Annotated in this window: 17 protein-coding genes, 4 tRNA genes and 1 pseudogene; 20 read left to right on the top strand and 2 right to left on the bottom strand. The window is 66.9% G+C overall.

Annotated features, from left to right (window positions below; genetic code table 11):
* From R1101_RS0106515 to R1101_RS0106535, 4 genes and pseudogenes are all read left to right on the top strand, one after another.
* Window positions 1-813, top strand: an 813-nt coding sequence (locus R1101_RS0106515) for a thiamine pyrophosphate-dependent enzyme (RefSeq protein ID WP_016932658.1), incomplete at its 5' end; no start/stop codon positions are given.
* Window positions 810-1,256: a DUF3592 domain-containing protein gene (locus R1101_RS0106520; protein ID WP_016932659.1), complete on the top strand. Its 447-nt coding sequence runs from the start codon at window positions 810-812 to the stop codon at window positions 1,254-1,256. The genes R1101_RS0106515 and R1101_RS0106520, both read left to right, overlap by 4 nt.
* A gap of 82 nt (window positions 1,257-1,338) precedes the next feature.
* Window positions 1,339-2,482: pseudogene (locus R1101_RS0106530) on the top strand (glycosyltransferase family 4 protein).
* 39 nt (window positions 2,483-2,521) lie between these two features.
* Complete coding sequence (locus R1101_RS0106535) at window positions 2,522-3,223, top strand: demethylmenaquinone methyltransferase (protein WP_026002958.1); 702 nt, start codon at window positions 2,522-2,524, stop codon at window positions 3,221-3,223.
* Window positions 3,224-3,269: 46 nt separating this feature from the next.
* Here R1101_RS0106535 and R1101_RS0106540 read toward each other — a convergent pair whose 3' ends face one another.
* Complete coding sequence (locus R1101_RS0106540) at window positions 3,270-4,541, bottom strand: geranylgeranyl reductase family protein (RefSeq protein WP_016932662.1); 1,272 nt, start codon at window positions 4,539-4,541, stop codon at window positions 3,270-3,272.
* Window positions 4,542-4,652: 111 nt separating this feature from the next.
* Between R1101_RS0106540 and R1101_RS0106545 the strand changes: the two genes are divergently transcribed.
* Complete coding sequence (locus tag R1101_RS0106545) at window positions 4,653-5,699, top strand: polyprenyl synthetase family protein (RefSeq protein ID WP_016932663.1); 1,047 nt, start codon at window positions 4,653-4,655, stop codon at window positions 5,697-5,699.
* Between the two features lie 101 nt (window positions 5,700-5,800).
* Window positions 5,801-6,661 (top strand): zinc metalloprotease HtpX, encoded by an 861-nt coding sequence (gene htpX / locus R1101_RS0106550; RefSeq protein WP_026002960.1) that lies wholly within the window; start codon window positions 5,801-5,803, stop codon window positions 6,659-6,661.
* A 72-nt stretch (window positions 6,662-6,733) separates the two neighbouring features.
* Here the strand turns inward: htpX and R1101_RS0106555 are convergent, their stop codons facing one another.
* Window positions 6,734-7,225, bottom strand: a complete 492-nt coding sequence (locus R1101_RS0106555; protein ID WP_016932665.1) for a YajQ family cyclic di-GMP-binding protein — start codon at window positions 7,223-7,225, stop codon at window positions 6,734-6,736.
* A gap of 149 nt (window positions 7,226-7,374) precedes the next feature.
* On the opposite strand from R1101_RS0106555, the gene R1101_RS0106560 reads away from it, so the two are divergent.
* From R1101_RS0106560 to R1101_RS0106625, 14 genes are all read left to right on the top strand, one after another.
* A tRNA-Tyr gene (locus R1101_RS0106560) sits at window positions 7,375-7,457 on the top strand.
* A gap of 301 nt (window positions 7,458-7,758) precedes the next feature.
* Window positions 7,759-7,831 (top strand) — tRNA-Thr (locus R1101_RS0106565).
* Window positions 7,832-7,874: 43 nt separating this feature from the next.
* Window positions 7,875-7,950: transfer RNA gene (locus R1101_RS0106570), tRNA-Met, on the top strand.
* A gap of 59 nt (window positions 7,951-8,009) precedes the next feature.
* Window positions 8,010-8,177 carry a 50S ribosomal protein L33 gene (rpmG, locus tag R1101_RS0106575; protein WP_016932666.1) on the top strand — a complete coding sequence of 56 codons (168 nt, stop codon included), beginning with the start codon at window positions 8,010-8,012 and terminating at the stop codon, window positions 8,175-8,177.
* Window positions 8,178-8,261: 84 nt separating this feature from the next.
* Window positions 8,262-8,837: a (3R)-hydroxyacyl-ACP dehydratase subunit HadA gene (hadA, locus tag R1101_RS0106580; RefSeq protein WP_016932667.1), complete on the top strand. Its 576-nt coding sequence runs from the start codon at window positions 8,262-8,264 to the stop codon at window positions 8,835-8,837.
* Window positions 8,824-9,249 (top strand): (3R)-hydroxyacyl-ACP dehydratase subunit HadB, encoded by a 426-nt coding sequence (gene hadB / locus R1101_RS0106585; RefSeq protein ID WP_016932668.1) that lies wholly within the window; start codon window positions 8,824-8,826, stop codon window positions 9,247-9,249. The genes hadA and hadB overlap by 14 nt, the downstream gene beginning before the upstream one ends.
* Window positions 9,250-9,428: 179 nt before the next feature.
* Window positions 9,429-9,501, top strand: a tRNA-Trp gene (locus R1101_RS0106590).
* Between the two features lie 32 nt (window positions 9,502-9,533).
* Window positions 9,534-9,959 carry a preprotein translocase subunit SecE gene (gene secE, locus R1101_RS0106595; RefSeq protein WP_026002961.1) on the top strand — a complete coding sequence of 142 codons (426 nt, stop codon included), beginning with the start codon at window positions 9,534-9,536 and terminating at the stop codon, window positions 9,957-9,959.
* A gap of 52 nt (window positions 9,960-10,011) precedes the next feature.
* Window positions 10,012-10,836 carry a transcription termination/antitermination protein NusG gene (gene nusG, locus R1101_RS0106600; protein WP_016932669.1) on the top strand — a complete coding sequence of 275 codons (825 nt, stop codon included), beginning with the start codon at window positions 10,012-10,014 and terminating at the stop codon, window positions 10,834-10,836.
* A 95-nt stretch (window positions 10,837-10,931) separates the two neighbouring features.
* Window positions 10,932-11,366 (top strand): 50S ribosomal protein L11, encoded by a 435-nt coding sequence (rplK, locus tag R1101_RS0106605; RefSeq protein ID WP_016932670.1) that lies wholly within the window; start codon window positions 10,932-10,934, stop codon window positions 11,364-11,366.
* Window positions 11,367-11,457: 91 nt separating this feature from the next.
* Window positions 11,458-12,171, top strand: a complete 714-nt coding sequence (gene rplA, locus R1101_RS0106610; protein ID WP_016932671.1) for a 50S ribosomal protein L1 — start codon at window positions 11,458-11,460, stop codon at window positions 12,169-12,171.
* 395 nt (window positions 12,172-12,566) lie between these two features.
* The gene (rplJ, locus tag R1101_RS0106615; RefSeq protein ID WP_016932672.1) at window positions 12,567-13,094 is read left to right on the top strand and encodes a 50S ribosomal protein L10; all 528 of its coding nucleotides are present in this window, start codon (window positions 12,567-12,569) and stop codon (window positions 13,092-13,094) included.
* Between the two features lie 123 nt (window positions 13,095-13,217).
* A complete protein-coding gene (gene rplL / locus R1101_RS0106620) occupies window positions 13,218-13,604 on the top strand; it encodes a 50S ribosomal protein L7/L12 (protein WP_016932673.1) in 387 nt (128 codons plus the stop codon).
* A gap of 314 nt (window positions 13,605-13,918) precedes the next feature.
* Window positions 13,919-14,614 (top strand): ABC transporter ATP-binding protein (locus R1101_RS0106625; RefSeq protein ID WP_037222344.1); only part of this gene is annotated, 696 nt, incomplete at its 3' end.

Here is a 14,614-nt window from a genome sequence, read left to right on the forward strand (position 1 = left end):
CGGCCCACCCTGCACCGGCCGGTGTCGAACCTGCTCGCCGATCCCGCCGTCGCGGTGTACGCGCTGACCACCGGTCCGCGCTGGCCCGACGTCTCGGGCAACGTCATCGCGACCGGCACCCGCGCGGTGGTGTCGGGAACGCCCGACGAGGCGTGGCTCGAACGGTGCCGCCAGCTGTCGGCGCACACCGACAAGGCCGTGCGAGCCCAGCTCGACGGGCATCCGAAGCCCACCGGGCTGCACGTCGCCGCGATCGTGACGGACGCCTTGAAGCCCGGCGACCAGCTGCTGCTCGGCGCGTCGAATCCGGTGCGCGACGCTGCGCTCGTCGGCTACCCGAAGCCGGAGGTGAAGGTGCTGTCGAACCGCGGTGTCGCGGGGATCGACGGCACCGTGTCCACCGCGCTCGGTGCCGCATTGGCCTACGAGCAGGGACGGACCGTCGCGTTGCTCGGCGACCTGACCTTCCTGCACGACGCGTCGGGTCTGCTCATCGGGCCGTCCGAACCGCGTCCGCGGAATCTCACCATCGTCGTCGCCAACGACGACGGCGGCGGAATCTTCGAACTGCTCGAACAGGGCGACCCGCAGTACGCGGGTGTCTTCGAGCGTGTCTTCGGCACCCCGCACGGCATGGACCTCGCGGCGCTGTGCGCGGCCTACCGAATTCCGCACGAGCGGGTGGATCTGCAGGGACTCGCTCTGGCCCTCGCCGATACGGCGCCGCCACCCGCAGGCGTTCGCGTGGTCGAGGTCACCACCGACCGGGCAGGGCTGCGCGAACTCCACGCGGCGGTGCGAGCGCAGCTGTGAGCGGATCCGAGCGTGCGCGGCGCGCGGTTCTCGTCGTCGCGGTGGCGATCTCCGGTCTCGCGGTGATCCTGTTCCTCGGCGCTCTCCGCAACGACCTCACCATCCGGTCCGACACCGGGACGGCCGTCGCGGAGGTGCTCTCGGCCGGATCCCTCCGCTCGGCGGTGAGTTTCGTCACCCCCGACGGCGTCACGCACAATCCCGAACTCGGGGTCCTGTACCCGACGGGGCTGACCGCCGGTCAGCGGATCGCCGTCGAGTACGCCCGCAGTGATCCCGATCTCGTGCGAGTGACCGGACGCGATGCCCGCGTCGCGCTGATCCCCACCGGATCCGTGATCGTCGTCACATGGATGATCGCCACGCCCCTGCTGATCCGCCTCGGGCGGAAGGGCGACGCCGCTCCCGCTCCCGGAAGGCAGGATCGTCGGCTGCGGATGTGACGAACGGAACGTTCGCCGCGACTTCGCTCGCCGATCACCGAGGGCGCACCTGCTCGACCCGGAACCTCGCCACGCTGGCGGAGTGCGAGTAGCCATCGTCGCGGAATCCTTCCTTCCGAACGTCAACGGTGTCACCCAACTCGGTGCTCCGCATCCTCGAGCACCTCGACCGCACCGGCCACGATGCGCTGGTCGTCGCGCCCGACACGGTCGCCGGTAGTCCGCCCGCTCCCTCCGACCATCACGGGACACCCGTCCACCGCGTACCGGCCGTGCGGGTACCGAGGATCAGCTCCCTCCCGATCGGCGTGCCCGGCCCGGAGCTCCTTCCGGTCCTGCGGAATTTCGCACCGGACGTGGTGCACCTCGCGTCCCCGTTCGTGCTCGGTGCCGGCGGTCTCGCCGCCGCGGGACGCCTCGACGTTCCGACGGTCGCGGTCTATCAGACGGATGTGGCCGGATTCGCCTCCAGCTACGGGCTCGGCCTCGCGGCGCGTGCGTCCTGGCGATGGACGCGGCGCCTGCACCGCGGCTGCGAACTCACCCTCGCACCCTCGACCGCCGCTGTGGACGCCCTCGTCGCCCACGGCATCCCGCGCGTGCAGCGCTGGTCGCGGGGCATCGACACCGATCGTTTCGCGCCGTCCCGGCGGGACGAGGATCTGCGCGCCCGCTGGGCGCCGGAGGGCCGCCCGATCGTGGGTTTCGTGGGACGCCTCGCGCCCGAGAAGCATGTCGAACGGCTCGCGACCCTCGCCCACGACCCGCGGTTGCAGCTCGTCGTGGTCGGCGACGGTCCCGAACGGTCGCGGCTCGAACGGCACCTGCCGTCGGCCGTGTTCACCGGGCAGCTCGGGGGAGAGGAACTGGCCCGTGCCTACGCGAGCCTCGACGTGTTCGTCCACCCCGGCGAACACGAGACCTTCTGCCAAGCCGTGCAGGAGGCACTGGCGAGCGGAGTCCCGGCGATCGTGCCGGACGCAGGTGGGCCCCGAGACCTCGTCGCCCACTGCCGCAACGGCTACCGCCTGCCCGTGGACCGGTTCGCCGAGTTGCTGCCCGGAGCTGTCGACGCACTGCTCGCTCCCGGGGTCCGGGACGAATTCGGGCGTGCGGCGCGCCGTGGAGTGCTCGGACGCACCTGGCCGGTGGTGTGCGAGCAGCTTCTTGCGCACTACAACCGCGTCCGGGGTCTGCCCGTGCACTCTCTCCACGGGGCGGCGTGACGGCCGAGGCCCGGCAGGGGAGCGGGTAACGTTTCGGCCGTGGCAACAACTCAGGGATCACGCGCGTCGCTCGACAAGGACCCGCGTGAGGTCGCGTCCATGTTCGACGGGGTGGCTGCACGCTACGACCTGACCAACACCGTCCTGTCGTTCGGGCAGGACCGCGGGTGGCGTCGCGCGACCCGGGCGGCACTCGATCTGAAGCCGGGCGAGCGTGTACTCGACCTCGCCGCGGGCACCGGGGTGTCCACCGTCGAACTCGGACGCTCCGGCGCGTGGGTCGTCGCCACCGACTTCTCGAAGGGCATGCTGCACGCCGGCGAGTTCCGCAACGTCCCGATGGTCGCCGGCGACGCGATGCGACTGCCGTTCGCCGACGCGGTCTTCGACGCCGCGACCATCTCCTTCGGACTGCGCAACGTCGCCGACCCGGACGAAGGGCTGCGCGAGATCGCCCGCGTGGTCAAGCCGGGCGGGCGCCTGGTGGTGTGCGAGTTCTCCACGCCCGTGCGGGAACCGCTGCGCACCGTGTACATGGAGTACCTGATGCGGACGCTGCCGCGGGTCGCGCGGGCGGTCAGCAGCAATCCCGACGCCTACGTCTACCTCGCCGAATCGATCCGGGCCTGGCCCGATCAGGAACAGCTCGCCCGGCGCATCGAGGCCGCGGGATGGAGCGACGTGAAGTGGCGCAATCTCACCGGTGGCATCACGGCGCTGCACCGAGCGGTGCGCACGTAGTCGCGCGTCGGTACCGCTGTAGTGCGGTAGCGCTGCCGTGCACTGCTCAGGCGAAGAGTGGTTGCCGATCCCATCGCATCGAGAGGTGACCGCTCGTGCGCCACACGCGGGCGACGAGATCGGCGTCCTCGTCGGTGACGAGATTGCCCATCACCCGCACCGCGACCGACATCATCGCCCGCGACCGCATCGCGACCGGGCCCGTCGTCGGCAGGAACTTCGGGATCGTGAGCAGGCTCGCGAGGCGACGCGCGGTCGAGAATGCGCGACCGTAATGGGAGCGCAGCGTCGCCGGCCACAGGTCGGTGAGATCGTCGGCGTCGAGCAGTCCGGCGATCAGCCGACCGCCTTCGAGTCCGTAGTCGATGCCCTCGCCGTTGAGCGGGTTGACACACGCCGCGGCATCACCGATCAGCGCCCAGTTCCTGCCCGCGACTCCCGACACCGCTCCGCCCATGGGGAGCAGCGCCGACGCCACCCGCGTCACCTCGCCGAGTTCCCACTCGGCGCGGCGCTGCCGCGCGTACAGATCGATGAGCGGGCGCAGCGATCCGTTCGCCGGTCGCGAGGCGGTCGCGAGGGTGCCCACCCCCAGGTTCACCTCGCCGGTGCCGAGCGGGAACACCCAGCCGTAGCCCGGCTGGACGGCCCCGGCGTCGTCGCGCAGTTCGAGGTGCGAGGTGATCCACGGATCGTCGCTGCGCGGGGAGGTGGCGTAGGCGCGAGCGGCCACGCCGTAGGTGGTGTCGCGGTGCCAGCGGCGACCGAGAACCTTGCCGAGGGGTGAACGCACCCCGTCGGCCACGATCAGAGTGCGGCACGCGACGGTCCGCGGTCCGTCGGCGGTGCGGAAGACCACGGCCGAGACCCGGTCGCCGTCGCGTTCGGCGTCGACGGCTTTCGTTCCGTCCACGGCGCGGGCTCCCGAGTCGAGCGCGACCTGCCGGATCCGCGCGTCGAGTTCGGTGCGCGGCACGGCACTGCCCACGGTCGGGAACGACGAGTCGGGCCACGGGAGTTCGAAGCGCCCACCGAAGCCTTCGAGGCGCAGACCGCGGTTGACGGCGCGGGTGCGCAGCCAGTCGCCCAGCCCGAGTTCGTCGAGTTCGGCGACGGCGCGCGGCGTCAGTCCGTCGCCGCAGGTCTTGTCGCGAGGGAAGGTCGCGGCATCGACGAGCAGGACGTCTCGACCGGCGCGGGCAGCCCATGCGGCAGCGGCGGAACCGGCTGGACCGGCACCGACGACGAGAACATCGGTACTGTCGGGAACGCAGGACTGGGATTGCCGCGGATCTCGCGCGGAGTGTTCGGCCACCACCGTTCCATCTTCTCAGGCCGCGATCTGCCGCCTCGACGAGGTGGATCGGGGAACGAACGGCTAGGTTCACTACGGTGAAGTCGAGGCGACAGACAGGATGGGTACGTCATCGTGAGCACTGAGGGGGCGGCTCGGACCGCCGGTTCGGCCGATGCGACGCCGAGCACCGTCGTGGCCGGTGTGGAACTCGGCGATCCGATCCTCGCCGCGACTGTCGGGGACGGCCTCGCGAGCGTCGAGAAACTCCTGGTCGAGGAACTGTCCGACGGTGAGGACTTCTTGACGGAGGCCGCGCTGCACCTGGCGAAGGCGGGCGGCAAGCGGTTCCGGCCGCTGTTCACGATCCTCACCGCACAGCTCGGGCCGAAGCCGACCGATCCCGCCGTGGTGACAGCGGCGACCGTCGTCGAGCTCGTGCACCTCGCGACGCTGTACCACGACGACGTCATGGACGAGGCGACGATGCGACGTGGAGCACCGAGCGCCAACGTGCGCTGGGGTAACAGCGTCGCGATCCTCGCCGGCGACTACCTGTTCGCCCATGCCTCCCGGCTGGTGTCGACTCTCGGCCCGTCGGCAGTGCAGATCATCGCGGAGACCTTCGCCGAGCTGGTCACCGGCCAGATGCGCGAGACCATCGGCGTGCGCACCGACGACGACCCCATCGAGCACTACCTGCGGGTGATCTGGGAGAAGACCGGTTCTCTGATCGCCGCCAGCGGGCGGTTCGGGGGAACGTTCTCGGGAGCCGCTCCGGAACACGTCGAGCGTCTCGAACGGCTCGGCGACGCCGTCGGCACCGCCTTCCAGATCGTCGACGACATCATCGACATCGCGTCGGACACCTCGGAGTCGGGCAAGACGCCGGGAACCGATCTTCGCGAGGGTGTGTACACCCTGCCGGTGCTGTACGCGCTGCAGGAGAGCGGGCCCGAGGCGGATCGCCTCCGCGAACTGCTCGTCGGTCCCATCGAGGACGAAGCGCTGGTCGCCGAAGCGCTCGAGTTGCTCGTCCGCTCGCCCGGCATGAACGCGGCGAAAGCGACCCTCGCGACCTACGCGGCCCGCGCTCACGCCGAGCTCGACGCCCTACCGCAGGGCCCGGCGAACGAGGCGCTGCGGCGTCTCGTGGACTTCACGGTCGCCCGGGTCGGCTGACGGACCGTCGCGCACTCCCGCCCCGTTCGGGGCGGGAACCGCACCGCCTGCTCGTTCGTTGGACGAACGAGTGGGGAATCGTGGTGCGGAAGGGGTGCGACGTGCACGGATACTCGAACCGTCTCAAGACGGCCGGTCTGTTGGTCGGAATGTCCGCGCTGATCGTGTTCGTCGGGTCGTTGTTCCAGAACTCGACCGTCCTGCTGATGTCGATCGTCCTCGCGGTCGGCATGAACGGCTACGCGTACTTCAACAGCGACAAGCTCGCGTTGCGGGCGATGCACGCCCAGCCGGTCACCGAGGTGCAGGCACCGGCGATGTACCGGATCGTGCGGGAGTTGGCGACCGCGGCGCACCAGCCCATGCCACGGCTGTACATCAGTCCCACCAACGCTCCCAATGCGTTCGCGACGGGGCGTAATCCGCGCAATGCCGCCGTGTGCTGCACGACGGGCATCCTCGAGATCCTGAACGAGCGGGAACTGCGCGCGGTGCTCGGACACGAACTCGCCCATGTCTACAACCGCGACATCCTCATCTCGTCGGTTGCCGGTGCGATGGCCGCCGTCATCTCGGGTCTGGCGAACTTCGCCTTCTTCGCGTCGGCCTTCGGTAACCGGGAGGGCGGTGCGAATCCGCTGGCGCTGCTGCTGGTTTCCCTGTTCGGCCCGATCGCGGCGTCGGTGGTGAAACTCGCCGTGTCGAGGTCGCGCGAGTACCAGGCCGACCAGTCGGGCGCCGAGCTCACGGGTGATCCGCTGGCTCTCGCATCGGCGCTGCGGAAGCTCGCGCTCGGCACGCAGGCGGCGCCGCTACCGCCCGAACCGAAACTCGCGGCGCAGTCTCACCTGATGATCGCCGAGCCGTTCCGGGCGGGCGACAAGATGAGCCGGTTGTTCTCCACCCACCCGCCGATGGCCGATCGCATCGAGCGTCTCGAACGCATGGCGGGGATGCGCTGATCCGGGAACTCCACGACCGGGACGACTCCGCCCGCGACGATCGTCGCGGGCGGAGTCGTAGGACGGGGTGCGTCAGCGGTAATTGACGAACTGCAGGGCGATGTCGAGGTCGGCGTTCTTGAGCAGAGCGATGACGGCCTGCAGGTCGTCGCGCTTCTTGCTGGTCACGCGAAGCTCCTCGCCCTGGATCTGCGCCTTGACGCCCTTCGGGCCCTCGTCGCGGATCAGCTTGGAGATCTTCTTGGCGTTCTCCTGGCTGATGCCCTGCACCAGGGTGCCGGTGATCTTGTACACCTTGCCGGACTGCGTCGGCTCGCCGGCGTCGAACGACTTCAGCGACAGATCGCGACGGATCAGCTTCTCCTTGAAGACCTCCAGCGCCGCGAGCGCGCGGTCCTCGGTCTCGGCCGAGATCGTGATCGCCTCGTCGCCCGACCACTCGATGTGCGCCCCGGTGTTCCGGAAATCGAAGCGGTTGGCGATCTCCTTCGCCGCCTGGTTCAGCGCATTGTCCACTTCCTGGCGGTCGACCTTGCTCACCACATCGAACGACGAATCAGCCACGTCTCACTCCACTTCCGGGTCGATCTGTAAGGGTTCTGTCCACCCGACGCTATCGGGTCGCGCGGAGCTGTGACCACTCGGTTTGCGTTTCGGGGGGGTATGCGTTGTATTCTTCCAAACGCATCGAGGACGCGGTCCCGATAGCACCCGGCAGGTTGCCCGAGCGGCCAATGGGAGCGGACTGTAAATCCGTCGGCTTACGCCTACGTAGGTTCGAATCCTACACCTGCCACCGGAACGGCCCCGGTTCTTCGGAACCGGGGCCGTTCTGCATTTCCGGGTCGTCTCGCATGCCGGTCTCTTCCACGCCGCGTCGTTCCCGGTGGTCACCCTCCCGGTGCTCACCGCCGGCGGTGAGCGCGGGTACGCATGCGCGAGCGCACACCGACGCAAGGACTCGACAGGCGCAGCCCGACGAGCAGTGCCCGACGAGCAGTGCCCGTTTATGTGTCTCTACCTGCGGATTTTGCACCGGGACCGAGTGTGTGTAATCTTTTGGAGGCCGCAGCGAGCAGAGATGCTCCGGAGGCCACGCCCCCTTAGCTCAGTCGGCAGAGCGTTTCCATGGTAAGGAAAAGGTCGACGGTTCGATTCCGTCAGGGGGCTCGCTGGATTGAGGTGCCGCCTTCGTAGCGACACTCGGCACCGAGGCGGTGTAGCTCAGTTGGTAGAGCAAACGACTCATAATCGTTGCGTCGCCGGTTCAAGTCCGGTCACCGCTACCAAAAGTTCATTGATCCACCCTGATCGATACTGATCGGATTGACGCGAAAGAAGGCATCCCGTGGCCTCCTCTACTGACGTTCGGCCGAAGATCACCTTGGCCTGCGAGGTGTGCAAGCACCGCAACTACATCACCAAGAAGAACCGTCGCAACGACCCCGACCGGCTCGCACTGAAGAAGTTCTGCCCGAACTGCGGTACGCACCAGTCGCACCGCGAGTCCAAGTAGCCGGTCGGAACGACGTCGACGCATAAGGTCTCCGCAATACCGACCGTGCCAGTTGGCGTCGTCGGGATTGCGGAGGTTTTGCGTATGACGAACGTACTCGAGAACCAGGAATCGGTGGACGCGACCGAACAGGCCGGGATCCCGTTCGATGCCGCCGCGCACGCCAAGTCCATGGTCGGGCACCACTACCGGGTGGACGACTACTACGAGGTGGGTCGCGAGAAGATCCGCGAGTACGCCCGGGCCGTGCGCGATGCGCATCCGGCGCATCACGACGACGACGCCGCCCGCGGACTGGGTTACGACGGGGTGATCGCCCCGCTGACCTTCGTGTCCATCGTCGGCATGATCGCGCAGCGGAAGCTGTTCGAAGAGGTCGTCACCGGATACGACCTGAGCCAGATCATGCAGACCGATCAACGGATGGTCTACCATCGCCCGATCCAGGCCGGCGACCGGCTCTTCTGCGACGTCTACCTCGACGATTTCCGTCAGGCGGCCGGCAGCGACATCATCACCACGAAGAACGTGATCACGGACCAGTACGACAACCTCGTGCTCACGTCCTGGACGACGCTCGTGGCCCGATCCGGTGGCGAGGTCGACGACAACATCGCACACGCGGTCAAGGATGTGGTGATGCACAGTGACACTCCGTAGCTTCGCGGATGTCGCGGTAGGGGACGAGCTTCCGTCGAAGGTCGTCACACTCACGCGCGGAAATCTGGTCAACTATGCAGGTGTGTCGGGTGATCCCAACCCGATCCACTGGAGCGACAAGGTGGCCGAACTGGCCGGCTTGCGTGATGTCGTCGGGCACGGCATGCTCTCGATGGGCATCGCGGCCGGCTTCGTCACGGAGTGGCTGGGAGACCCCGGTGCGGTGACCGAATACAACGTTCGATTCACCAGCCCGGTGTATGTGGAGGCCGACAAGGCCGCCGAGATCGAGTTCACCGGCAGGATCAAGTCGGTGGACGAGGAGAGCAAGACAGCAGTGGTCGCTATCGTGGCGAAGTCCGACGGTCGGAAGATCTTCGGGCGGGCCACGGCAACGGTCCGTTTGGCCTGACGGCCGAGCGGATTGGGTTTGTCCCGGGGCAATGCAGTACACTTAGGCTTCTGGGATCGCATAGCAGCGCGCTGCTCTTCGAAGGCCGTCACGGCCCGACGGGGTAGCGCGCGTGTCATGTGGTCGCAGATGGGTCGGTTCCGGACACTCGCTTCGTGCGAGTGTGGATGTCCGACCAGAGGGGCGTAGCTCAATTGGCAGAGCAGCGGTCTCCAAAACCGCAGGTTGCAGGTTCAAGTCCTGTCGCCCCTGCCCCCGGACTGCCAGCGACCGAGAGGAACGATGTGAGCGAGGAGCGCGGTCAGCGCCACAGCGGCACCGCAGGGAACACTCCCGGCGACGCTGGAACGGCTACCGGCGCAACCCCCGACGGTTCCTCCGCGGTCGCTCGGCCTACCGGTAAGCGGGTCACCCGTCGTGGTGCAGCCGGTTCCTCGGCGTCCACGACGAGCGCGGTGTCCACGAACAAGACGTCGCGTGCGGCCACGGCCGTGAGCGATCGTCCCGCCGCGAAGCCCGAGAACATCTTCAAGCGTCTCGCGCGCTTCTTCCGTGAGGTCGTCGCCGAGCTCCGCAAGGTGATCTGGCCCAATCGCAAGCAGTTGACCACCTACACGCTCGTGGTGATTGCGTTCGTGACCGTCATGACGGCGTTCATCTTCGGATTGGATCTGGCGTTCGTGCAGGGCGTCAGCTGGTTGTTCGGTTAGCGCCTGTCCGCGCGCGAGACGAAAAATGTGATCGACGAGAGGAAAGTGCCCGGTGAGCACCCCCGAGAACGACTCGTACGAGGCTTCGGCCGAGGAGCACGTTTCGGACGAGGCCTTGGTTGACGACGTGACGGCCGAGTCGGCGGATGCGGACACCGAGGTCTCCGAGTCCGACACTGCTGCCGAGTCCGATGCCGATGTATCCGACGCAACGGATGGCGCCGAAGCCGACGCCGCCGAGGCGGTCGAGGACGAGGTCGACCCGGCCGAGGCCCTCGAGAAGCAGCTGCGGCGCGAGCCCGGCGACTGGTACGTCGTGCACTCCTACGCCGGCTACGAGAACAAGGTCAAGACCAATCTCGAGACCCGCGTGCAGAACCTCGACCTCACCGAGTACATCTTCCAGGTCGAGGTGCCGACCGAAGAGGTCACCGAGATCAAGAACGGCCAGCGCAAGCAGGTCAACCGCAAGGTCCTGCCCGGTTACATCCTGGTGCGGATGGAACTCAACGACGAGTCGTGGGGTGCCGTCCGGAACACGCCCGGCGTCACCGGTTTCGTCGGAGCCACCTCGCGTCCGTCGCCGCTGACGATCAAGGAGGTCGTGAAGTTCCTCCTTCCGCAGCAGGCGAAGAAGAAGCCGGCGGCAGGCGCCCCGGCCGCAGGCGAGCAGGCTCCCGCCGCCGCTGCGAAGCCCGCCATCGAGGTGGACTTCGAGGTCGGCGAGTCCGTCACCGTGATGGACGGTCCGTTCGCCACGCTGCCCGCCTCCATCAGCGAGGTCAACGCCGAGCAGCAGAAGCTCAAGGTCCTGGTGTCGATCTTCGGCCGTGAGACTCCCGTGGAGTTGTCGTTCAACCAGGTGTCGAAGATCTGACGGTCCCCAGGACCCGACGGCGCCGGCATCCGGCGCGCACAGACTTGCAGTAGCAGTACGCAAGAACCACACCGAGCAAGAAACTAGGAATAGAGATGCCCCCCAAGAAGAAGAAGATCGCCGGGCTCATCAAGCTCCAGATCCAGGCCGGCGCGGCCAACCCGGCTCCGCCGGTCGGCCCCGCGCTGGGCCAGCACGGCGTCAACATCATGGAGTTCTGCAAGGCGTACAACGCCGCGACCGAGTCGCAGCGCGGAAACGTCGTGCCGGTCGAGATCACGGTCTACGAGGACCGCTCGTTCGACTTCAAGCTGAAGACGCCTCCGGCCGCCAAGCTGCTGCTCAAGGCTGCGGGCGTGCAGAAGGGCTCCGGCGAGCCGCACAAGACCAAGGTCGCCAAGGTGACCATGGATCAGGTGCGCGAGATCGCCAAGACCAAGCAGGAAGACCTGAACGCCAACGACATCGAGGCCGCCGCGAAGATCATCGCCGGCACCGCTCGGTCGATGGGCATCACGGTCGAGGGCTGAGTCCCACCCCAAGTAGTACTCGTGGGAGGGCCGGCCAGGCCCGCTACCACGCCCGAACCATTCACCTGTCGGTGAGAAGTTAGGAAAGAACATGGCAAAGCGCAGCAAGGCATACCTCGCCGCGGCCGAGAAGATCGACTCGGACAACCTGTACAGCCCCCTCGCAGCTGCCAAGCTCGCGAAGGAGACCACCTCGAAGAACTACGACGCCACCGTCGAGGTCGCCATGCGACTCGGTGTGGATCCCCGTAAGGCGGACCAGATGGTGCGCGGCACGGTCAACCTGCCGCACGGCACGGGTAAGACCGCTCGCGTCATCGTCTTCGCGGTGGGCGAGAAGGCTGCCGAGGCAGAGGCCGCCGGTGCCGATGTGGTCGGCGCCGAGGATCTGATCGAGCGCATCCAGGGCGGCTGGCTGGACTTCGACGCCGCCATCGCGACTCCCGATCAGATGGCGAAGGTCGGTCGTATCGCCCGCGTCCTCGGTCCCCGTGGTCTGATGCCGAACCCGAAGACGGGTACGGTCACCCCGGACGTCGCGAAGGCCGTCACCGACATCAAGGGTGGCAAGATCAGCTTCCGCGTCGACAAGAACGCCAACCTGCACTTCGTGATCGGCAAGGCCTCGTTCGACGAGACCAAGCTGGTCGAGAACTACGCTGCTGCTCTGGACGAGGTGCTCCGCGCCAAGCCGTCCAGCGCGAAGGGCCGCTACATCAAGAAGGTCACGATCGCTACGACCACCGGCCCGGGCATCCCGGTGGATCCGCAGCGCACCCGCAACCTCCTCGAGACCGCGGAGTAATTCGCCCTGCAGGCAGCAGATCTTGCATCCGGAACGGCCGGCACAGCATCGCTGTGCCGGCCGTTTTGCATTCGAAGGAGCTCGTCCGCTACAGTGGTCGGGTAGTTCGGCGTGTGCCGATCTTCACCCCGATCATGTTCTACCCAAGACCGTTGGTCACCGAATCCGCGTGCGGATCGGTTGAAGGTCCGGAGTTGTCCGGCGGCCCACGCAGGAGGACGAGGTCAGGAAAGATGCGAACCGCGAACGTGCTCCGCGCGCGATCGATGTTCCTCCTCCTGTACGCCCCGTGTGCCCTGCGCCGGGGCGTTCGTCGTTTCCGGCCACTGCGGTCCCCGGTGGGGCGTCCCAGTCGGGACACCGGGAAAACGACTGTTACTGAGAGGAGGCGAAGTATGGCAAAGCCCGAGAAGGTTTCCGCAGTTGCGGAGATCACCGAGCAGTTCAAGACCTCCACGGCCGCCGTGATCACGGAATACCGTGGTCTGTCGGTGGGACGTCTGACCGAGCTGCGTCGCGCTCTCGGAGAGGGTGCCACCTACTCCGTCGCCAAGAACACCCTGGTCAAGCGTGCCGCCGCTGAGGCGGGCGTCGAGGGTCTCGACGACCTGTTCGTCGGTCCGACCGCCATCGCGTTCGTCAAGGGCGAGCCGGTGGACGCTGCGAAGGCTCTCAAGACCTTCGCGAAGGACAACAAGGCACTCGTCATCAAGGGCGGCTACATGGACGGCGCTGCGCTGTCCGTGGAGCAGGTCAACCAAATCGCGGACCTCGAGTCCCGCGAGGTGCTGTTGGCCAAGCTCGCCGGCGCGATGAAGGGCAACTTGGCAAAGGCCGCAGGCCTGTTCAACGCCCCCGCTTCTCAGGTGGCCCGCCTCGCGGCCGCTCTGCAGGAGAAGAAGGCGGGCGAAGAAGCCGCCTGACGCTGATCCGCATCACTGCGAATCCGCATCACCGCGAAAGATACATCCACGCGTGCTCCGGTACGCACCATCCCATCGGGTCGCGGATCAGCGACATGGGACTTATCAGGAAGGACCGCCACCATGGCGAAGCTCACCACCGAAGAGCTGCTCGACGCGTTCAAGGAACTGACCCTGCTCGAGCTCTCGGAGTTCGTGAAGGCATTCGAGGAGACCTTCGAGGTCACCGCTGCTGCTCCGGTCGCCGTCGCCGCTGCCGGCGCTCCGGCTGCCGCTGCCGAGGCTGCTGAGGAGCAGGACGAGTTCGACGTCATCCTCGAGGGTGCCGGCGAGAAGAAGATCCAGGTCATCAAGGTCGTTCGCGAGATCGTTTCCGGCCTGGGCCTGAAGGAAGCCAAGGACCTCGTCGAGGGTGCTCCGAAGCCGATCCTCGAGAAGGTCGCCAAGGACGCTGCCGACGCTGCCAAGGCCAAGCTCGAAGAGGCCGGCGCCAAGGTCACCGTCAAGTAGGACGGTTTCCGAACTTCCCCGTCGAGCGTTCGGCGCTCCTCGGGACGGTTCCGCAGAAGGGCCGTTTCCGCGAATTCGCTTCGCGGAAACGGCCCTTCTGCATATCGTGGAAAAGAACTCCGAGCTATATGTCCGGTATATCCGAACTGTATTTCACCCGGCGTTCCTGCAGGTCACGGCGTAAGGCGAGATTTGGATACCCCTTGTACGAGATCCTTACTCATGAGTAGGATCGCTTGTCACAGGTACCACTATCCATGCGATAGAGTGGCCCAGCCCACACAGGGGGGCGACGGTATCGGATAGCGGAGGTAATCGTGGGAGTCGAGGTTTCCGTCGAGGGACTGACCAAGTCCTTCGGCTCGCAACGCATCTGGCAGGACGTGACGTTGACCCTGCCGGCCGGTGAGGTCAGCGCGCTGCTCGGCCCGTCGGGTACCGGTAAGTCGGTGTTCCTCAAGTCGCTGATCGGTCTGCTGCGTCCGGAGCAGGGATCGATCGTCATCGACGGCACCGACATCCTGCAGTGCTCGAGCAAGGAGCTCTACGAGATCCGCAAGCTGTTCGGGGTGCTGTTCCAGGACGGTGCGTTGTTCGGGTCGATGAATCTCTACGACAATGTCGCCTTCCCGCTGCGCGAGCACACCAAGAAGACCGAATCGGAGATCCGGCAGATCGTGATGAGCAAGCTCGAGCTCGTCGGTCTGCTCGGCGCCGAGGACAAGCTGCCCGGGGAGATCTCCGGTGGCATGCGCAAGCGCGCCGGGCTGGCGCGGGCGCTGGTGCTCGATCCGGAGATCATCCTGGTCGACGAACCGGACTCGGGGCTCGATCCGGTGCGCACCACCTACATCTCGCAGACGTTGATCGATATCAACGCCGAGATCGACGCGACGATCCTGATCGTGTCGCACAACATCAATCTGGCGCGCACGGTGCCGGACAACATCGGGATGTTGTTCCGCCGGCAGTTGGTGATGTTCGGTCCGCGTGAAGTGTTGCTGACCTCG

It is taken from the genome of Rhodococcus sp. R1101 (assembly GCF_000278445.1).
Lineage (GTDB): Bacteria > Actinomycetota > Actinomycetes > Mycobacteriales > Mycobacteriaceae > Rhodococcus > Rhodococcus gordoniae.